Origin of the sequence: Streptomyces sp. NPDC051452 (assembly GCF_044454765.1) — a bacterium.
Classification (GTDB): Bacteria; Actinomycetota; Actinomycetes; order Streptomycetales; family Streptomycetaceae; genus Streptomyces.
In genome coordinates this window covers 140,182-159,455 of sequence record NZ_JBITEB010000011.1, presented here as the reverse complement: position 1 = coordinate 159,455, position 19,274 = coordinate 140,182, and the positions used below count along the sequence as shown (strand labels likewise).

Genomic DNA, 19,274 nt, shown 5'->3' with positions numbered 1-19,274 from the left:
GTCTGTCCCACGGACCATCCCAGGATCAACCCTACGTCGGTTAGGGTCACCTTCCCGAGGCCATCCGTGGATCGGACGACATTTCGAGACGGCTGTTCGCGCTGACTCCCATGATGTCCCGCGTCGCCCGAGCGCCCCTCGGGACGCGCGCTGCCGACACGGGCCACGTCCGTCATGCGGACGGACACCCCCTGGCCGGTGCGGCCGGTGCGGGCGCCTCCGTCACGAGTTCAGGTACGTGAGAACGGCCAGCACACGCCGGTGGTCACCGTCGCTGGGAGCCAGACCGAGCTTCAGGAAAATGTTGCTCACATGCTTCTCGACGGCACCGTCACTGACCACAAGCTGCCGGGCGACGGCCGAATTCGTACGCCCCTCGGCCATCAGCCCGAGGACCTCGCGCTCGCGCGGGGTGAGCCCGGCCAGCACGTCCTGCTTGCGGCTGCGGCCGAGCAGCTGCGCGACCACCTCCGGATCCAGTGCCGTACCGCCCTCGGCCACCCGCACCACCGCGTCGACGAACTCGCGCACGTCGGCGACCCGGTCCTTGAGCAGATAGCCCACGCCCCGGCTCGAACCGGCCAGCAGCTCGGTCGCGTAGCGCTCCTCCACGTACTGCGACAGCACCAGCACGCCGAGCCCCGGGTGCGCCTTGCGCAGCGCCACCGCCGCGCGCACCCCCTCGTCGGTGTGCGTCGGCGGCATCCGTACATCCGCCACCACCACGTCGGGCAACGCGCCCTGCCCGTCGAGGTCGGCGATGGTCTTCACCAGCGCCTCCGCGTCCCCGACACCGGCCACCACGTCGTGCCCGCGGTCGGTCAGCAACCGGGTCAGGCCCTCTCTGAGCAGCACCGAGTCCTCGGCGATGACCACCCGCACTCTGACCTCCACGATCCTTCGGCCCCCCACACCCCGACGCCGCGACGACGTCCGTCCCCGACGTGTCCGTACGGAGGTCAAGCATTCCAGCATTCGGGGCGCACCGCCGCCGCACCCGGCAATACCGGGCGCGGCGGGGCGGGTTGGGGCCCGTCGAGGCGCCTCGCGGGGCTTCCACCATCACGCGGGCTCGGGACGGGCCCGATCCCACGCGCGCGGCACGATCCGATCACGCGGAGGTGCGCCAGGGCAGTTCCGCGGTCACCCGGGTCGGGCCGCCCGCCGGCGAGTCCACCATGAGGATGCCGTCCACCGCGTCCAGCCGGCCGGCGAGTCCGGCCAGGCCGGTGCCGCGCGAGACGTCCGCGCCGCCCACGCCGTCGTCCGTCACCTGCAGCATCAGCCGGTCCGCCGAGCGCCACACGTCGACGGAGGCGGTCCGGGCGCGGCTGTGCTTGCTGATGTTCTGGAGCAGTTCGGACACGGTGAAGTAGGCGATGCCCTCGATGGCCGGGACGGGACGGGCGGGCAGGTCGACCTCGACCCGCACCGGCACCGTGCAGCGCGAGGCGACCGAGGACAGGGCCGCGTCCAGGCCCCGGTCGGTGAGCACCGCCGGGTGGATGCCCCGGGCGAGATCGCGCAGCTCCTGCAGCGCCGTCTTCACCTCGCCGTGCGCCTCCTCCACCATCCGCGCCGCCGCCCGCGGGTCCTCCTGGAGCTTCTCCCGCGCCAGCCCCAGGTCCATGGCCAGACCGACGAGCCGGGCCTGGGCCCCGTCGTGCAGGTCCCGCTCGATCCGCCGCAGGTCCGCCGCGGCCGTGTCGACCACGACCCCCCGGTCCGACTCCAGCTCCACCACCCGCGCCGACAGCGGCGAAGGCCCGAGCAGCCCCCGCACGAGCAGCCCGTCCACGGTCGTCAGGGCCCGTACCAGCCAGGGGGCGACCAGGATGAACAGCAGGCCGACGAGCGCCGTCCCCGTGATCTCGAACGGGTTGTCGAGATAGACGTCGTGGTGCGCGTCGCCGTACAGCTGGAGACCGCCCGTGCCGGCGTGCGCGGGGGCCGCCCAGAACCACAGCGGATACGTCAGCAGCGTCAGGCCGACGCTCCAAAAGCTCAGGGCGACGGCGAACGAGAACACCGCCCACGGCAGCTGCACCACCGCGTACAACAGGTGCCGCCAGGAGGCGCCGCTCTTGAGGACCGCGCCCATCCAGGCCAGCGCCCCCGGCTTCGTCACCCGCAGCGGCTCCGGGTCGGCCACCTCCAACCGGAGCAGCGCCCGCGCGCGGGTCCGCTCCAGCACGCCGAAGCCCCGGCAGCCGGCCAGCGCCGCCGCCAGCACCGGGACACCGAGGAAGGTCACCAGCAGGCCCGCCCCGAGCGAGGCCATCGTCACCGCCCAGGTGAACAGCATGACGGAGATCGGCAGGCCCAGCAGCACATGGCCGAACTCACGCCACGCGCGCGCCTCGAACGGTGCCCGCAGCGCGGCGGGCAGCCGGTGCCCGGTTCCGGCGGGCCGGCCGGGCTGCCCGTGCGTTCGCCCGTACCCCTGTGCGTAGTCCGTGGCCATCGAATCTCGTCCCGTTCTCGTCGTCCGAGCGGCGGTTCAGCCGTATCTCCAGAGTGGTGCGTCGCGCGTCGCGGAGCCATGACGGCCGTCGGCGTCTTGGGCCGGGGGTTTTCCCCACCCCGGAGGGTGCGGCGGACACGCGGTCACCCGGCCGCCCCGCCACCGCCGGCCGGCCCGGCAGAGCGTGGCGACGAGGCCTTAAGGATCGGTTGGGGCGGTGGCGCGGGGTGCCGTTGTCAGGGGTGTGCCCTTCGGGGCGGTCGGCCGCCGCCGGTGGTGCGGCTACGCCTTCCGGTCCCGCCACGGCAGTTCCGCCGTGACCTGCGTCGGGCCGCCCTCCGGCGAGTCGAGGGCGAACAGGCCGTCCACCGCGCCCAGCCGCTCCGCGAGGCCCCGCATGCCGCTGCCGCCGTCGAGCCGGGCGCCGCCCCGGCCGTCGTCCCGGACCTGGATGAGCAGCCGGTCCGCCGAGCGCCACACGTCCACGGAGGCGCTCCGGGCGCGGCTGTGCTTGCTGATGTTCTGGAGCAGTTCCGACACGGTGAAGTAGGCGATGCCCTCGATGGCCTCCGCGGGCCGGTCCGGCAGGTCCACGGTCACCGTCACGGGAACCGTGCAGCGGGAGGCGACCGAGGACAGGGCCGCGTCCAGGCCCCGGTCGGTGAGCACCGCCGGATGGATGCCCCGGGCCAGATCGCGCAGCTCCTGCAGGGCCAGCTTCACCTCGCCGTGCGCCTCGTCCACCATCGCCGGCGCGGTGTCCGGGTCCTCCAGCAGCTTCTCCTTGGCCAGACCGAGGCCCATCGCCAGATTCACCAGCCGGGCCTGGGCCCCGTCGTGCAGGTCCCGCTCGATCCGGCGCAGGTCCGCCGCGGCCGTGTCGACCACGATCCCGCGGTCGGACTCCAGTTCGGCGATCCGGTGCTCCAGCTCGTCGGAGGGCGACAGCAGCCCCCGCACCATCGCCCGGTCCACGTTGGTCAGCCCCCGCGTGAGGTACGGCAGCACCGGCCACAGCACGAACAGCGACGGCAGGACGAGGCAGAAGGTCAGGATGCCCCAGGGCAGCCGGATGGCGGCGTACAACAGCGTCCGCCAGCCCACCGGGTCCTTCAGCGCCATCCACAGCCGCTGCACCGGGCCGCCGCCCCTGGCGAGCGGCAGCGGGGTGGGCTCCTCCACCCGCACCCCGAGCAGCCTCCGCGCCCGGGCCCGTTCCAGCTTGCCCAGCTGACGGGCGCCCAGCAGGGAGAGCGCGAGCAATGGCAGACCGATCACGGTGAGGGTCAGGACCCCCCCGGCGACCAGTGCCGTGATCGCGTAGGCGAAGCCGAACACCGCCAACGGCAGGTTCAACAGGAGATGCGCGACCTCCTTCCAGGTGAGCGCGTCATAGGCGATCCGCGGCCGGGGCAGGAGGCCGGAGCCGTCGGCGCGTTCGAAACCGCCGGCGCGTTCGAAACCGTCGGCGCGTTCGAAACCGTCGGCGCGGTCGATGCCGCCCGTGCGGTCGATGCGATCGGTGCCGTCGGCGTGGTCGGTGCCGTGGGTGCGGTCGACGCCGTCGATCCGGCCGGCAGCTGGGCTGGGAGGGGTCATACCGGTCAGCCTGCCGTGCCCGGCACCCTGCGCGCCATGCGGCGGGCCGCCCTGCGCCGACGGGGGAAATCCCCACCCCGCGTCTCACGCCGTGACGGGCTGCTTACCGGTTCTTTATCAGGGCCTAGACTCCCGTGCGTACGGATTCCACGAAGCACACCGCTTCACAGGGTTCACTACGGTCACCAGGTCAGGGAGAGGGACGGACGGTGCGGGAGACGTTGGGGGGCTCGCCGGTCGCCGCGACGCACGTCATCGCGGCCGGTTACTTCCGGTCCTATTCGGTCGTCGGACTGCTCGCCCTCATCGGCGTGCTCTTCGTCGCGGTCGCCTTCGGCGCGGGCCGCCTGCTGCGCCCGGTCGTGCCGACACCCGAGAAACTGCTGACCTACGAGTGCGGCGTCGACCCCGTGGGGGAGGGCTGGGCCCACACCCAGGTCCGCTACTACGTCTACGCGTTCCTGTACGTGATCTTCGCCGTCGACTCGATCTTCCTCTTCCCCTGGGCGACGGTCTTCGCCGCCCCCGGCTACGGCGCGACGACCCTGGTGGAGATGTTCGTCTTCCTCGGCTTCCTCGCCGTAGGCCTGCTGTACGCGTACAAGAAGGGCGTCCTGACATGGACGTGAACCCCTCGGCCCCCGGGCCCGTCCCGCTGCCCGAGCCCCAGAAGCTCGGTGCCCTGGCCCGCCTGGCACCCGAGCCGATGAAGGTGGTCCTGAACTGGGGCCGCCGCTACTCGCTGTGGGTCTTCAACTTCGGCCTCGCCTGCTGCGCCATCGAGTTCATCGCGGCGTCGATGGCCCGCCACGACTTCATCCGGCTCGGCGTCATCCCCTTCGCGCCGGGCCCCCGCCAGGCCGACCTGATGGTCGTCTCCGGCACGGTCACGGACAAGATGGCCCCGGCGGTCAAGCGCCTGTACGAGCAGATGCCCGAGCCGAAGTACGTCATCTCCTTCGGCGCCTGCTCCAACTGCGGCGGCCCCTACTGGGACTCCTACTCCGTCACCAAGGGCGTCGACCAGATCATCCCGGTGGACGTGTACGTCCCCGGCTGCCCGCCGCGCCCCGAGGCGCTGCTCCAGGGCATCCTCAAACTCCAGGAGAAGATCGCCCGCGAGTCCCTCGGGGAGCGCTACGGCGCCGGTGCCGCCCGGCCGTCCGCCGCCGCCCTGAAGAGCGACCTGGTCAAGCCCCCGGCCGCCCCGGCCGGCGAGGGAGACGTCCGATGAGCACGGTCGGCTGGCTGCCCGCCCCCGCCGAGGAACTCTTCGGCGCGGACGCCACCGCCGAGGAGTCCTACGACGTCCTGACCGTGGACGTGCCTCCGTCCTCCTGGCTCACCGCCCTGGAGACCGCCCGTACCACCCTGTCCTGCACCTACTTCGACTGGCTGAGCGCGGTCGACGAACCGGGCACCGGCTTCCGCGTCTCCGCCCACCTCGTCGCGCTCGGCCCGGTCCGCCGGCTCCTCGTCCGCACGACCGTCCCGCACGAGACGGCGACCCTGCCGTCGGCCGTCGGCATCTACGCGGGCGCCGCCTGGCACGAGCGCGAGACGCACGAGATGTTCGGCGTCGTCTTCGAGAACCACCCCGGCCTGGAACACCTGCTGCTCCCCGAGAACTTCGAGGGCCACCCGCTCCGCAAGGACTTCGTCCTCGCCGCCCGCGTCGCCAAGGCGTGGCCCGGCGCCAAGGAGCCGGGGGAGTCCGCGGCGGGTGCCGCGCACGGTGGCCCCAAGCGGCGCCAGATGCTGCCCCCGGGCGTCCCCGACCCGAACGAGTGGGGCCCGCTCAAGGGCCAGCTCCCGCCCGCCCCGGCCCGCGCGGCGGGACGGGCGGCGGGCGAGCGGCCCGCACGCGCGGCCGGCGAACGCCCGGTCCGGCGCACCCGCACGGCGGCGGAGGGCTCCGCCGGCCAGACCGAAGCGGCCGCCACGCAAGCCGGCCCGGCGGAGGCCGCGGGCACGGGACCCGCGCCCGCGCGGCCGGAAACCACCGGCGCCCCGGCCGCCCGCCCCCGCCGTACGAGAAGCGCGAGCGAGGGCTCGGCCAGCCAGACCACGCCGAAGCGGCCGTCGTCCGGGGCCGAGGGAGAAGCGGCCCCGCGGGCAGCGGCGGAAGGACCGCCCGCCGAGGCCTCGGTGGCGCGCGAGCCCGGCCCGGCGTCCGCCCCCGCACCGGCACGTCCGCGCCGCGCGCGCTCCGCCTCGCAAGGCTCGGCCTCCCAGCGGCCGCAGCCCGAGGAAGCGGCCCAGACCCCGGAACCGGCCGAGACCCCGGAACCGGCCGAGCCGACGCGAGCGCGATCGGCGGAACCGACACCGGCGGACCCGGCGTCGACGGGACCCGCATCGACGGAACCGGAAGGCACGCAGCCGGACGGCCCCGCCCGCCGGAGCAGGGCCCCGCGCAGTTCGGACGCCCCCTGGCACCACGCCCGCCCGGCCTTCGACGAGGGGGAGCCGGAAGCGGAGCCGGAGCAGCGGTCAGGGACCTCCGAGGACCCGGCATCCCGCGAGACCGCCGACCCCGACCCCGACTCCGCCCCTGGCGCCCCCGACCAGCCCGACCAGCCCGATCACCCCACAGGAGGTCCGCAGTGAACGACGTGCTGGACGTCGCCCTGCGACTCCTGGTCGTGTTCGTCGTGTTCCTCACCTTCCCGCTGATCGTGGGCCAGACCGAGCACAAGGTGATGGCCCATATGCAGGGTCGGCTCGGCCCGATGTACGCGGGCGGTTTCCACGGCTGGGCCCAGCTCGTCGCCGACGGCGTCAAGTTCGCCCAGAAGGAGGACGTGGTCCCGGCGGGCGCCGACCGCCGCGTCTTCCAGCTCGCCCCCGCCGTGGCCCTGTTGCCGTACCTCCTCGTCCTGCTCGCCATCCCGATCGGCCCCGGAGAGGGCGCCGTCGGCCAGGTCCTCGACGCGGGCGTGTTCTTCGTGCTCGCGGTGATGGGTGTCGGGGTGCTCGGTTCGCTGATGGCGGGCTGGGCCAGCGCGAACAAGTTCTCCCTGCTGGGCGGCCTGCGCACGGCCGCCCAACTGCTCGCCTACGAACTCCCCATGCTGCTGACGGCCGCCTCGGTCGCGATGGCCGCGGGCACCGTCTCGCTCCCCGGCATCCTGCACGCCTTCCACTGGTGGTGGGTGCCCTGGCAGATCGTCGGCGCGTTCGTCTTCTTCGTCGCCGGACTCGCCGAACTCCAGCGTCCCCCGTTCGACATGCCCGTCGCCGACTCGGAGATCATCTTCGGCGCCTACACCGAGTACACGGGGCTGCGCTTCGCCCTGTTCCTGCTCGCCGAGTACGCGGGCATCGTCGTCCTGTGCGGGCTGACCACCGTCCTCTTCCTGGGCGGCTGGCACGGCCCGTGGGGCGCCGACGGCCTCGGCTGGCTGTGGACCCTGCTGAAGACCGCGGTCCTCGCGTTCGTCGTCATCTGGCTGCGCGTCACCTACCCCCGGCTGCGCGAGGACCAGCTCCAGAAGTTCTCCTGGACCCTCCTCGTGCCCCTCTCCCTCGCCCAGATCGCCCTCACCGGCATCGTCAAGGTGGTGATCTCGTAATGGCCCCCATTCCCGGCTCCGGTCTCGCCAAGGGCCTGGCCGTCACCCTGCGCACGATGACGAGGAAGACGGTCACCGAGCAGTATCCGGACACCCTGCCCGAGCTGCCGCCCCGCACACGCGGTGTGATCGGCCTGTTCGAGGAGAACTGCACCGTCTGCATGCTGTGCGCCCGCGAGTGCCCGGACTGGTGCATCTACATCGACTCCCACAAGGAGACGGTCCCCGCGGCCGCCCCGGGCGGACGTGAGCGCAGCCGCAACGTCCTCGACCGGTTCGCCATCGACTTCTCCCTGTGCATGTACTGCGGTATCTGTATCGAGGTCTGTCCTTTCGACGCTCTTTTCTGGTCGCCGGAGTTCGAGTACGCCGAGACCGACATCCGCGAACTCACCCACGAGCGGGACAAGCTCCGCGAGTGGATGTGGACCGTCCCGGCCCCGCCCGCCCTGGACCCCGGCGCGGAGGAGCCCAAGGAGGTCGCCGCCGCCCGCAAGTCCGCCGAGAAGCTCGCCGCCGCGCAGGCCGCGCCCGCGGCCCCGCAGGTCCCGCAAAGCTCTCAGGAGCCGCGAGGCCCCCAGGGCCCGCAGGAGCAGGGGGGCCGGTCATGAGCCTCGCAGTAGCCGCGGCGGCCACGGCGGCGACAGCAGCCGGCCCGCTCGCCTCCGGCCCCGGGGGCGCCCTGCGAGCCGTGTCCGAGCGGCACGGCTTCCTGTCCCCGACCGGCGTCGAGATCGCCTTCCTCCTGGTCGGCGTCGTCACCCTCGGCGCCGCGCTCGTCACAGTCACCACGCGCCAGCTGGTGCACGCCGCCCTGTGGCTCGTCGTCGCGCTCGGCGGTCTCGCCGTGGAGTACCTGCTGCTCACGGCCGAGTTCATCGCCTGGGTCCAGGTCCTGATCTACGTCGGTTCCGTCGTCGTCCTCCTCCTGTTCGGCCTGATGCTCACCAGGGCCCCGATCGGCCGCTCCCCGGACGCCGACTCCGGCAACCGCTGGGCCGCCCTCACCGTCGCGGTGGCCGCCGCCGTCGCCCTGGTCTGGGTGGTCGTGGACGCCTTCCGCGCCACCTGGATCGACCTGGACGGACCGGCCGCCGGCACCACCCGCGTCACCGGCGAGAGCCTCTTCCGGCACTGGGTCCTGCCCTTCGAGGCCCTCTCCGTGCTGCTCCTCGCGGCCCTGGTCGGCGCGATCGTCCTGTCCCGCAAGGCGAGGACGGACACGACCACCCCCGACGCCCCCGCTCCCGCAGCCGGCCGCGCCGTCACCCCGGCGCCGCGCCCCGGCGAGCAGGAAGGCGCCCGCTGATGCACCTCGCCTATCCCGCCGTACTCTCCGCCCTCCTCTTCTGCACCGGCCTGTACGGCGTCCTCGCCCGCCGCAACGCGATCCTGGTCCTGATGTCGGTCGAGCTGATGCTCAACGCCGTCAACCTCAATCTGGTCGCCTTCGACGTGTGGCTCAGCCGGGCCGCCGCGGAGACCCTGCACTCCGGCCAGGCGCTGACGCTGTTCACCATCGCCATCGCCGCCGCCGAGATCGGCATCGGCCTGGCGATCGTCCTCGCCGTCCACCGCAACCGCGGCACCTCCGACATCGACAAGCTCCGCGACACCGCCGAGGGCCCCGACACCGAGGGCCCCGGTACCTCCGCGGCCGAGAAGGCTGAGGCCACCTCGTGACCACGACCACCCTCGCCGTCCTCGTCCCCCTCCTGCCGTTCCTGGGCGCCGCCGCGGGCCTGCTCCTGGGCCGCAAGGCCCCCGGGTTCGTGCGCCCCCTCGCCCTGCTGCCCACCCTGGCCGCGCTCGTGGTGGCCGTGCTGGTCGCCGTGCGCCAGGGCGGCGGAGCGGCCGTCGAGGCACACACCGAGCTGACGCCCACCGGATCCGTCCCCGTCGAACTGGCCCTCGACATCGACGGCTTCGCCGCGCTGGTCGCCGTACTGGTCGCCTTCGTCGCCACCTGCGTGCAGATCTACTCGACGGGCTATCTGCGCGACGACCCGCGCTACCCCTCCTACGCCGCTCTCGTCTCCCTGTTCACCTCCGCGATGCTCCTGGTCGTCTACTCGGGTGACCTGATCGTGCTGCTGGTCGGCTGGGAAGTCATGGGCATCTGCTCCTACTTCCTGGTCGGCCACTACTGGGAGACCCCCGAGGCCCGCGCCGCCTCCCTGAAGGCCTTCCTGGTCACCAAGCTCGGTGACGTGCCCTTCCTCATCGGCCTGTTCGCCCTCGCCACCGACGCCGGGTCGTTTCGTGTCACCCGCGTCCTCGCCGCCGTCGCCGACGGCGGCCTCGACCACCCGACGCCGATCGCCCTGCTGCTGCTCGCCGGCGTGGCCGGCAAGTCGGCCCAGTTCCCGTTGCACACCTGGCTGCCGGACGCGATGGCGGGCCCCACACCCGTCTCGGCGCTGATCCACGCGGCCACGATGGTCGCCGCCGGCGTCTACTTCGTCGCCCGTCTCCTCCCCGTCTTCGAGGCCTCCGCGGCCGCCATGGTGGTCCTCGCCGTCATGGCCGCCGTGACCATGACCGGCTCGGGTCTGGCCGCGCTCGCCCAGGACGACATCAAACGCGTCCTCGCCTACTCGACGATCGGCCAGCTCGGTTACATGACCGGCGCCCTCGCCGTCGGTGATCGCGGTGCCGCCGTCTTCCACCTCCTGTCCCACGGCGCCTTCAAGGCGCTGCTCTTCCTCGCCGCCGGCGCGGTCATCCACGCCGCCGGCACCAACTCGCTGGCCGCCATGTCCCGGATGCGCTCCCTGAGCGACCGCGTCCCGGACGCCTACTGGACGATGACCGTGGCGCTCCTCGCTCTCGCCGCGATCCCGCCCTTCAGCGGCTTCTTCTCCAAGGAGTCCGTCCTCGGCGCCGCCGAGCACGTCACCGACGGCCACACGGCGCACGTGCCCGGAGCGGCGGGCTGGATCGTCCTCGTCGCCGGCATGGCCGCCGCGCTGCTCACCGCCGCCTACGCCACCCGGCTGTGGCTGCTGGCCTTCCGCGGCCGGGGCGCCGAGGCCCCCGACCACGGCCGCCAGCCGCTGTCGATGACCGTGGTGCTCTGGGTGCTCGCGATCCCCTCCCTGGCCTTCGGCGGGCTCGCCTACCGCGCTCTGCCCGACTGGTTCGACGGCCGTGCCCTGACCCCCACGCTCCTCACCTCGATCCTCGGCACGGGCCTCGCCCTGGTCGGTGGACTGCTGACCTACGGCGCCTGGCAGCGCACCTCCGCGCTCGCCGACCGCACCCCGCTCGGCGCGGTCGCCGCACACCCCGAGGGCGACGCCGGACTCGTCGAGGCCGAGGCCATCGCCACCCACGAGCCGGCCTACGGCGACATCGCCTACGCCCCCGACCCCGCCGACCCCGCACGGCTGCTGCTCGGCCCGCTGCGGCGGCACGCGGCCGCCGGCTTCCACCTGGACGCGGTGTACGGGGCGCTGTTCGTCCGCCCGGTCCAGGCCGCGGCGAGTCTCGTCCGGTTCCTCGACCGCGAGGTCGTCGACACCTACGTACGCGCCGCCGCCGCACTGCCCCGGCTCCTCGGGGCCGCCGTACGGCGCGCGCAGACCGGCAATGTGCAGACCTATGTGAGCGCGCTGCTCGCCGGCACCGTCGTCCTGGCGGTCGCCGTCGTCCTCGTCGCGACCGGAGCGTGAGCAGGCGTGATCGATATCAACGAGTCCGTGATGCGGTTCCTTCTGGCATTCGTCGTCGTCGGCCCGCTCCTCGGCGCCGTCGCCGCCCTTCTGCCCGCCCCGCCCGGGCTGAAGGGGAAGTCACCCGAGCAGGCCGTGCTCCGGCACGGTGTCACCGTCACCGGCGTGATCCTCATCGCCGCGATCGTCCTCGCGCTCGGCTTCGACCACGACCATCCGTCGAGGATGCAGGCCACGACCGACATCAGCTGGATCCCCGCGCTCGACGTGCGCATCCACCTCGGCATCGACGGCATCTCCCTCCCCCTCGTGGTCCTGACCGCGCTGCTGACCTTCCTCTGCGCGCTCTACTCCTACTTCAACCAGCCCCCGGGCCCGTCCCCGAAGGCGTTCGTCGCCCTGGTGCTCCTGCTGGAGTCCGGCACCCTCGCCACCTTCACCGTCCTCGACCTGCTGCTGTTCTTCCTCGCCTTCGAGACGGTGCTCATCCCCATGTACTTCCTCATCGCCCGCTGGGGCGGCGAGGGCCGCACCCGGGCCGCGTGGAAGTTCATCCTGTTCACGCTGCTCGGATCCGTCGTCATGCTGCTCGGCCTGCTCCTGATCGGGATCAAGGCGGGCACGTTCGACATGGTGGCACTCGCCACTGACAACGGCCGGTCACTGACCGCGTCCGTGCAGGTCATCGCCGTTCTGACGATCGGGATCGGGCTCGCCGTCAAGACGCCGATGTGGCCGTTGCACAGCTGGCTGCCCGACGCCCACACCTCGGCCCCGACCGTCGGCTCCGTCCTGCTGGCCGGTGTCCTGCTCAAGATGGGTACGTACGGTTTCGTACGCATCCTGCTGCCGGTCGCGCCGCACGGTTTCCACACCTTCGCGCCCTACCTCGCCGCGTTCGCCGTCGTCGGGATCATCTACGGGTCCCTCGCCTGTCTGGCCCTCGCCAAGCGCGGCGCCAAGGGGGACCTCAAGCGGCTGATCGCCTACTCCTCCGTCGGACACATGGGCTTCGTCCTGCTCGGCATCGCCACCATGACGCCCACCGGGGTGAACGGCGCCCTGTTCGCCAACATCGCCCACGGCCTCATCACCGGCCTGCTGTTCTTCCTGGTCGGCGCGGTCAAGGACCGCACCGGCAGCACCGACCTGGACACCCTCGCCAAGGGGACGGGCGCCGCCCTGTACGGCCGGGCCCCGCGCCTCGGCGGACTGCTCGCCTTCGGTGCCGTCGCCTCGCTCGGCCTGCCCGGACTCGCCGGGTTCTGGGGCGAGATGCTGTCCCTGTTCGGCGCGTTCAAGCCCGCCGCGGGCCTCAGCCGGCCCGCCTTCCTCACCTTCATGGCCATCGGCGCGTTCGGCACCCTGCTGACGGCCGCGTACATGCTGATCGTGGTCCGCCGCGTCTGCATGGGCGGCCCCGAACGAGAGGTGCCCGAGCTCGCCGACGTACGCGGCTACGAGTTCGCCGCCTGGACCCCGCTCGTCACCCTCACCGTCGTCACCGGACTGTGGCCGAAGGCCCTGCTCGGCCTGACCGACCCGGCCGTGCAGCAGCTCCTCGCAGGAGGCACCCGATGAGCGCCCAGCCGCTCGCCGAGTCGGCGGTCCAGTCCGTCGACTGGCTCGCGATCGCCCCGCCCACCATCGCCGCCGTCGTGGCACTCGTCGTCCTGGTCGCCGACCTGTTCCTGCCCGAACCCCGCAAGGCGGCGCTCGGCTGGGTCTCGGTCGCCGGACTGGCCGCGGCCGCCCTGATGCTCCTGCCCCTGCTGGACGGCGACCGCAGCACCTTCTGTGCGACCGGCCACGCGCGCGTGTGCAGCTACACCGCGGACCGGTTCACGCTCGTCGTCCAGCTCCTGGTCCTCGGCGGCGCCCTGCTGGCGGCCCTGCTGTCCGTCACGAACCTCGCCGACGACCGGCGACGCGTCCCGGCGGGCGAGTTCTGGTTCCTGCTGCTGTCCTCCGCGGCCGGCGCCGCCCTGCTGCCCGCCTCCCGCGACCTGGCCACCCTGATCGTCGCCCTGGAGGTCGCCTCCCTGCCCGCCTTCGCCCTGGTGGGCATCCGGCACGGCGACAAGCGCTCCTCCGAGGCCGCCCTGAAGTTCTTCCTGTCCTCGGTCACCGCCACCGCGGTGAGCCTGATGGGCATCAGCTTCGTCTACGCCACCACCGGCACCCTCTACCTCACCGAGGTCGCCCGGCGCCTGACGCACGTCGACGGCCAGCTGCACACCCTCGCCCAGACCGGTGTCGTCCTCACCCTCGTCGGCTTCGCCTTCAAGACGGCCGCCGTGCCCTTCCACTTCTGGGTGCCCGACACCTACGTGGGCGCGCCGCTGCCCGTCGCCGCCTACCTCTCGGTCGTCGGCAAGGCGGTCGGCTTCTCCGGCCTGATCCTCGTCACCGTCGTCGCGTTCCCCTCGTACGCCGACGTCTGGGGGCCCGCGCTCGCCGCCCTGGCCGCCCTCACCATGACCGTCGGCAACGTGGGCGCGTTGCGCCAGCGGACCACGCGCGCGTACAGCGCCGTACGGCTGCTCGCCTGGTCCTCCGTCGGTCAGGCCGGCTACCTGCTGGTGCCGATCGCCGCCGCCGGATACGCCGCGGACCCCCAAAAGGCGATCGGCTCGACCGTCGCGTACGCCCTGATGTACGCGGCCGTGAACCTCGGCGCCTTCGCCGTGGCAGCCCTGGTCGGGCGCGGCAGGTCCCTCAACCGGATCGCCGACTACCGGGGCCTGTACGCCACCCACCCGCTCGCCGCCCTCCTCCTGGCCTTCTTCCTGCTGTGCCTGGCCGGGCTGCCGCCAGGCGTCATCGGCCTGTTCGCCAAGGTCACCGTGTTCTCGGCGGCCGTCGACGCGGGCCTGGGCTGGCTCGCCGTCGTCATGGCCGTCAACGTCGTGATCGGGCTCTTCTACTACCTGCAGTGGACGGCCCTGCTGTTCCGCGCCCCCGACGGCGAACCCGTCCGGCACCGCGTCCCCGCCCCCCTGACGGCCGCCCTCGCCCTGACCGGAGTCCTCGGCGTCGCCCTGTCCGGCGCACCCCAGCTGGTCCTGCGCTTCGCGGCCACCGGGCTGTTCTGAGCGGTCGGCACGCGCGTGCCGAGGAGTCGGCACGCGCGCGTTGGGCACTCGTGCCGGCACGCGCGCGTAGGCCGAACCCGCACGTCACCCGCACGTCACCCGTACGGCCTAACGCGTGCCGCCGTACCCACCGGGGAACTCCGGACCGCCGCCTGGCGTTGTGACAAGCGGGAGGGTCCACTGGACCAAAGTGTTCCCCAGCTGCACGACTTGGAGGGCGCACCGTGCACCGCCGGCACAACGGGCTCAGGACCGCCGTACTCCTCGGGGGGCTGTCCGCACTCATCATCGTCATCGGCAGCTTCTTCGGCCGCACCGGACTGATCGTCGCGGTGCTGATCGCCCTCGGCACCAACGCGTACGCGTACTGGAACAGCGACAAACTGGCGCTCCGCGCGATGCGCGCCCGCCCGGTCAGCGAGTTCGAGGCCCCGGCGCTCTACCGCATGGTGCGCGACCTGTCCACGCAGGCCCGCCAGCCCATGCCCCGGCTGTACATCTCCCCGACGGAGGCCCCCAACGCCTTCGCCACCGGCCGCAACCCGCGCAACGCGGCCGTGTGCTGCACCGAGGGCATCCTGCGCCTGCTGGACGAGCGCGAGCTGCGCGGCGTGATCGGCCACGAACTGAGCCACGTCTACAACCGGGACATCCTCATCTCCTCGGTCGCCGGCGCGCTCGCCTCGGTGATCATGTTCCTGGTGAACTTCGCCTGGCTGATCCCGATCGGCCGCTCGGACGACGACGAGGGCCCCGGCCTGCTCGGCATGCTCCTGATCATGATCCTGGGCCCGCTCGCCGCCACCCTGATCCAGCTGGCCATCAGCCGCTCCCGGGAGTACGAGGCGGATGCCTCGGGAGCCCAGCTCACCGGCGACCCGCTCGCCCTCGCCGGCGCCCTGCGCAAGCTGGAGGTGAGCACCAAGCAGCTGCCGCTGCCGCCCGAGCCCCGGATCGAGACGGCGAGCCACATGATGATCGCCAACCCCTTCCGGCCGGGCCAGGGGCTGTCCAAGATGTTCTCCACGCACCCGCCGATGGCGGAGCGCATCGCCCGGCTCGAGAGGATGGCGGGCCGCTCCCGCTGAGGACCTGGCGGGAGCGGCAGGAAGACCTAGATCGTCTGGAAGGGCGACGCGGTCGTCTGACAGCCGAAGATGCACGCCCAGAGCTGGAACGGCAGTCCCCGGTGCAGCACTTCACCCAGCATCCGACCGCCCGCGCCCAGCGGACGGGCGCAGATGGCGCAGTCCAGGGCCATCTGCTGGCGCGGCCGGAGCCGGGCGACGTCGGGAAGAAGCAGATGTGCCGTCGAAACTAGGCTTTTCACTCGTGTGATCTTCCTGAGAAAGGCTGGTCGACGGCGTACCGCCCTGTTTCCGCGCGTCGGTGGCTTCGTTGCCGGACGCCTCGGTGGGCTGCAACCGGTGCCGGGGCAGCGTCCGTCGGGGCGGCCTGGTGAGGGTGATCTGACGCACTACCTGCTGAAAGCAGGCCAGTGAGGCGAAACTCGGCAGGGCGGCCGCCGCGGTGTCGACGAGGTCTTTCGGCGCTTGCGCCACGCACAGCGTCATGGCGACGGCGGAGAACAGCAGGAGCACGGACCAGGAATGGAAGGCCCGGCGCTGATGCAGCGCTGCGCGGACAATGGAAAGCGACGCCACGAGCCAGGGGCCGAACACCAGGAACGGCCACCAGGAGACCACATTGCTCTGGGTCCGGGTCTCCGCCACGAACCGAAGGGGATCGTAGGCGATCAGACCGCCGAAAATACTCACGGCGGACGCGATGACGGTCACCAGTGCGGCGATGGTGTAGCTGGCGACGCGCGCCCTGCTCGGGCGCTGTCTCTCCCGGACTTTGCGATGGCCCCGCGAGGCCGACTTGACCGGGGACAGCTCGGCTGTGAGTTCCACCAGGGCATCGCGTGAGGTCTTCGGCCCCGGACTCGCGAAGTGGTCCTCATGGCGTGCGACCGGGATCTTCGGCTGCTGCTCGATGGCGTCCTGCAGCATGAAGGCCAGCTCTTCTGCAGGGTCCCAGCCCGATTCCGGGGGAATCAGGGTGGGGTAGACGTCCTCGGTGGGCAGTCGGTGCCGGCCTCCGGGACTGTAATAATCGTCCGTATTATCGGCAGGGGGATCTGGATAATATTCCATTTGCCCGTCCCACATGGCGGGTCTCATTCCGCCGACGAGGCACAGGACCAGGTTCCCGCGGTCACCCAGCGCCTTGAGACGTCTCTTTCCAGGAAGTGCATTGCGTCCATGAAATCCTGGAGAATCTCTTCGGTCACCTCAAGCGCGACGGGAAGGCCCCCCTTCATCAGAACTCCCGTGGTGGTATTCGTACCGGCCGACGCAGGCAGGTAGGTGTAAGGACCCAGTCTCGATGCCTTCATCACATTTCAAATAACTCCATCGTGCGGTGATGGGTGCGCGGCAAACGGGTGAAGGTTCACCTGGGTGGGCGAATACATGATGCCCGTATGAGGAATGAAAAACGAGCGGGTTTTCCCCGAAAAACCGACGTCACACCACCCCGAGCGCGATCAGGGGGGGACCGCAAGATCTCGGGGTCGAGGATTATCTGAAGCGGGGCCCGTAAAATAGATATTCCGATGTCGGTGGGCGCCCGCGTCGGGTCGGCGCCCATCGAAGAGTCAGCGTCCGCCGAAAGCCTCGTCCGTGGCGACGATCTCCCGCCCCAGGGGCATCAGCGAGATCGGCAGGAGCTTCAGGTTCGCCCAGCCGAACGGGATCCCGATGATCGACAGGAACAGGGGGATGCTCGTGACCAGGTGGGCCAGCGCCAGCCACCATCCCGCGAAGACGACCCAGATCACGTTGCCGACGAAGGACCCCGCACCGGCGCCCGGCCGGTCCACGGTGGTGCGCCCGAACGGCCACAGGACGAAGCCGGCGATGCGCAGCGACGCGATGCCGAACGGGATCGTGATGATCAGGACGAAGCAGATCAGCGCGGCGACGAGGTAGCCGAGCGCCATCCAGAAGCCGCAGAAGACGAGCCAGAGGATGTTGAGCAGCAGGTTGAGCACCTTCATGATCGGCACACCTCTCCAGGTCGCTCCGTCGGCATACCCGCTGCCACCAGTATCAGCTGATCACCTGTCAAGGCGGAAGCGCGGGTGGGCCTCACCGGCCGGCGCAACCGGGCGGCACCCCCGTGACGTCCTCCTCCCCAGAGACGGCACGAACACGCGCGCGACGGTCGGCGGGCCCTCATCGGGACATCCGGGGGCCGACAGTGCGGCCACCGCGCGGAAGGGCAGGTTCACGGCATGAGCATCATCGGTTGGATCATCCTCGGGCTGCTGGCCGGAGCCATCGCCAAGGTCCTGCTCCCGGGCCGCGACCCCGGCGGCTTCATCGGTACGACCCTCATCGGCGTCGCGGGGGCGTTCATAGGCGGGTGGATCTCGGCCCGCTGGCTGGACCACCCGATCAGCAAGAACTTCTACGACGGCGCCACCTGGGCGGCGGCCATCGGCGGCTCCCTGGTGCTGCTGATCGTCTACCGCCTCCTGTTCGGCAACTCGCGCGACTGAACGACAGGGACTGAACGACAGGAGGGTGGGCACCGACCGGGTGCCCACCCTCCCCGCTGTCCGTCCCGGACCTACCGCCTACCGGTAGTTCACGAACTGCAGCGCGAAGTCGAAGTCCTTGCCCTTGAGCAGGGTGATTACGGCCTGGAGGTCGTCGCGGCTCTTGGAGCTGACGCGCAGTTCGTCTCCCTGGACCTGGGCCTTCACGCCCTTGGGGCCCTCGTCGCGGATGATCTTCGCCACCTTCTTGGCGTTCTCCTGGGAGATGCCCTCCTCGATCGAGGAGAAGATCTTGTACTCCTTGCCGGAGAGCTGGGGCTCGCCCGCGTCGAGCGCCTTCAGCGAGATCCCGCGCTTGATCAGCTTGGACTGGAAGACGTCGAGGACAGCCTTCACCCGGTCCTCGGAGTTGGCCTCCATGAGGATCTTGTCACCGGACCACGAGATCGAGGCCCCCACGCCCTTGAAGTCGTAGCGCTGCGAGATCTCCTTGGCGGCCTGGTTGAGGGCGTTGTCGACCTCCTGCCGCTCGACCTTCGAGACGATGTCGAAACTGGAGTCGGCCATGTCCTGTGGCTCCTTGTATCGCGTGCGTGTCGGGTGCGTGCCGGCGTGCGTGGTGGCCGCCGCCGGGCCCGGCATTGTGCCGGGCCGCATCCGCACCAGCCTAAGGGCTGTCCCGTCGTCCCCGGTGGGCGCGCGGCGACAGCCACGGCACCTCGCCGCGTCGCCGGATCGCCCGAACGCACCCGGTACCGGGCGGCCTTCCACCTCGCCGCGCACCGCGTCCGGTGACCGCCGGTGGGTCAGCGCGGCACGGGACGGTCCCGGGCCGTCCCGTGCCCGAGGGGTGGCGATCAATCGGGTGGCGGAGCACCCCTGCCTATCGGGTATTGTTTACGTCGTTGCCAGGGAGCACCGCCCCAAAGGGGGTGTGATCGGCAGCAATCCCTGGCGGTGTGCCCGAGCGGCCAAAGGGAGCAGACTGTAAATCTGCCGGCTTCGCCTTCCCAGGTTCGAATCCTGGCGCCGCCACGCAAGTGGGATACGGCCCCTGACCAGCAAGTCTGGTCAGGGGCCGTTCTCGTTTCCACCCACTACCTCTCCCCATCGCTCCCCGCCGTTCCCCGCTCGTTCTGGCACGGTCGTGGCACGCGGGTGACCTTGATCACGCGGTCGACGGAGCGACTTTGGCCGGGAGCTGCTTTGGCGCGAGTGATCTGGCCCATTACGCTAGCCAGCGGATCGGGCAGGTTTGTGAGCCTGCCCGTTAGTGCCCGATCTTGGGCCATGATCTTC

Annotated in this window: 18 protein-coding genes and 1 tRNA gene; 13 read left to right on the top strand and 6 right to left on the bottom strand. The window is 71.5% G+C overall.

Features of this window, described 5'->3' with window-relative positions:
* Window positions 1-222: 222 nt before the first annotated feature.
* The 3 genes from ACIBA9_RS24875 to ACIBA9_RS24865 form a co-directional block, all read right to left on the bottom strand.
* Window positions 223-882, bottom strand: coding sequence for a LuxR C-terminal-related transcriptional regulator (locus tag ACIBA9_RS24875; RefSeq protein WP_393899645.1), 660 nt, complete (start codon window positions 880-882; stop codon window positions 223-225).
* 229 nt (window positions 883-1,111) lie between these two features.
* The gene (locus ACIBA9_RS24870; protein ID WP_399366239.1) at window positions 1,112-2,464 is read right to left on the bottom strand and encodes a sensor histidine kinase; all 1,353 of its coding nucleotides are present in this window, start codon (window positions 2,462-2,464) and stop codon (window positions 1,112-1,114) included.
* A gap of 282 nt (window positions 2,465-2,746) precedes the next feature.
* Complete coding sequence (locus ACIBA9_RS24865; RefSeq protein ID WP_399366237.1) at window positions 2,747-4,063, bottom strand: sensor histidine kinase; 1,317 nt, start codon at window positions 4,061-4,063, stop codon at window positions 2,747-2,749.
* Window positions 4,064-4,272: 209 nt separating this feature from the next.
* Between ACIBA9_RS24865 and ACIBA9_RS24860 the strand changes: the two genes are divergently transcribed.
* From ACIBA9_RS24860 to htpX, 11 genes are all read left to right on the top strand, one after another.
* Window positions 4,273-4,692 carry an NADH-quinone oxidoreductase subunit A gene (locus tag ACIBA9_RS24860; protein ID WP_399366235.1) on the top strand — a complete coding sequence of 140 codons (420 nt, stop codon included), beginning with the start codon at window positions 4,273-4,275 and terminating at the stop codon, window positions 4,690-4,692.
* Window positions 4,683-5,297, top strand: a complete 615-nt coding sequence (locus tag ACIBA9_RS24855; protein ID WP_393899592.1) for an NADH-quinone oxidoreductase subunit B — start codon at window positions 4,683-4,685, stop codon at window positions 5,295-5,297. The genes ACIBA9_RS24860 and ACIBA9_RS24855 overlap by 10 nt, the downstream gene beginning before the upstream one ends.
* On the top strand, window positions 5,294-6,673 hold the full coding sequence (locus tag ACIBA9_RS24850; protein WP_399366232.1) for an NADH-quinone oxidoreductase subunit C: 1,380 nt from the start codon (window positions 5,294-5,296) through the stop codon (window positions 6,671-6,673). Before ACIBA9_RS24855 ends, ACIBA9_RS24850 begins: the two co-directional genes overlap by 4 nt.
* Window positions 6,670-7,638, top strand: a complete 969-nt coding sequence (locus tag ACIBA9_RS24845; RefSeq protein WP_362155009.1) for a complex I subunit 1 family protein — start codon at window positions 6,670-6,672, stop codon at window positions 7,636-7,638. Before ACIBA9_RS24850 ends, ACIBA9_RS24845 begins: the two co-directional genes overlap by 4 nt.
* Complete coding sequence (locus tag ACIBA9_RS24840) at window positions 7,638-8,249, top strand: NuoI/complex I 23 kDa subunit family protein (RefSeq protein WP_399366230.1); 612 nt, start codon at window positions 7,638-7,640, stop codon at window positions 8,247-8,249. The genes ACIBA9_RS24845 and ACIBA9_RS24840 overlap by 1 nt, the downstream gene beginning before the upstream one ends.
* Window positions 8,246-8,947, top strand: a complete 702-nt coding sequence (locus ACIBA9_RS24835; RefSeq protein WP_399366228.1) for an NADH-quinone oxidoreductase subunit J — start codon at window positions 8,246-8,248, stop codon at window positions 8,945-8,947. Before ACIBA9_RS24840 ends, ACIBA9_RS24835 begins: the two co-directional genes overlap by 4 nt.
* Window positions 8,947-9,321, top strand: coding sequence for an NADH-quinone oxidoreductase subunit NuoK (gene nuoK, locus ACIBA9_RS24830; protein ID WP_399366226.1), 375 nt, complete (start codon window positions 8,947-8,949; stop codon window positions 9,319-9,321). Before ACIBA9_RS24835 ends, nuoK begins: the two co-directional genes overlap by 1 nt.
* Entirely contained in the window at window positions 9,318-11,312 is a 1,995-nt protein-coding gene (locus tag ACIBA9_RS24825; RefSeq protein ID WP_399366224.1) for an NADH-quinone oxidoreductase subunit L, read from the top strand. Before nuoK ends, ACIBA9_RS24825 begins: the two co-directional genes overlap by 4 nt.
* Before the next feature lie 6 nt (window positions 11,313-11,318).
* Window positions 11,319-12,893: a NuoM family protein gene (locus ACIBA9_RS24820; RefSeq protein ID WP_399366222.1), complete on the top strand. Its 1,575-nt coding sequence runs from the start codon at window positions 11,319-11,321 to the stop codon at window positions 12,891-12,893.
* A complete protein-coding gene (locus ACIBA9_RS24815) occupies window positions 12,890-14,407 on the top strand; it encodes an NADH-quinone oxidoreductase subunit N (protein WP_399366220.1) in 1,518 nt (505 codons plus the stop codon). Before ACIBA9_RS24820 ends, ACIBA9_RS24815 begins: the two co-directional genes overlap by 4 nt.
* Before the next feature lie 224 nt (window positions 14,408-14,631).
* Window positions 14,632-15,495 carry a zinc metalloprotease HtpX gene (gene htpX, locus ACIBA9_RS24810; protein WP_399366218.1) on the top strand — a complete coding sequence of 288 codons (864 nt, stop codon included), beginning with the start codon at window positions 14,632-14,634 and terminating at the stop codon, window positions 15,493-15,495.
* Window positions 15,496-15,606: 111 nt separating this feature from the next.
* Here htpX and ACIBA9_RS24805 read toward each other — a convergent pair whose 3' ends face one another.
* Window positions 15,607-16,581, bottom strand: a complete 975-nt coding sequence (locus tag ACIBA9_RS24805) for a DUF2637 domain-containing protein (protein WP_399366216.1) — start codon at window positions 16,579-16,581, stop codon at window positions 15,607-15,609.
* Window positions 16,582-17,069: 488 nt separating this feature from the next.
* Complete coding sequence (locus tag ACIBA9_RS24800) at window positions 17,070-17,471, bottom strand: YccF domain-containing protein (protein WP_362155032.1); 402 nt, start codon at window positions 17,469-17,471, stop codon at window positions 17,070-17,072.
* 237 nt (window positions 17,472-17,708) lie between these two features.
* On the opposite strand from ACIBA9_RS24800, the gene ACIBA9_RS24795 reads away from it, so the two are divergent.
* Window positions 17,709-17,975, top strand: coding sequence for a GlsB/YeaQ/YmgE family stress response membrane protein (locus ACIBA9_RS24795; protein ID WP_362155034.1), 267 nt, complete (start codon window positions 17,709-17,711; stop codon window positions 17,973-17,975).
* Window positions 17,976-18,053: 78 nt separating this feature from the next.
* On the opposite strand, the gene ACIBA9_RS24790 is transcribed toward ACIBA9_RS24795, so the two are convergent.
* Window positions 18,054-18,542 (bottom strand): YajQ family cyclic di-GMP-binding protein, encoded by a 489-nt coding sequence (locus ACIBA9_RS24790; protein ID WP_362155037.1) that lies wholly within the window; start codon window positions 18,540-18,542, stop codon window positions 18,054-18,056.
* 386 nt (window positions 18,543-18,928) lie between these two features.
* On the opposite strand from ACIBA9_RS24790, the gene ACIBA9_RS24785 reads away from it, so the two are divergent.
* Window positions 18,929-19,010: transfer RNA gene (locus tag ACIBA9_RS24785), tRNA-Tyr, on the top strand.
* Window positions 19,011-19,274 lie beyond the last annotated feature (264 nt).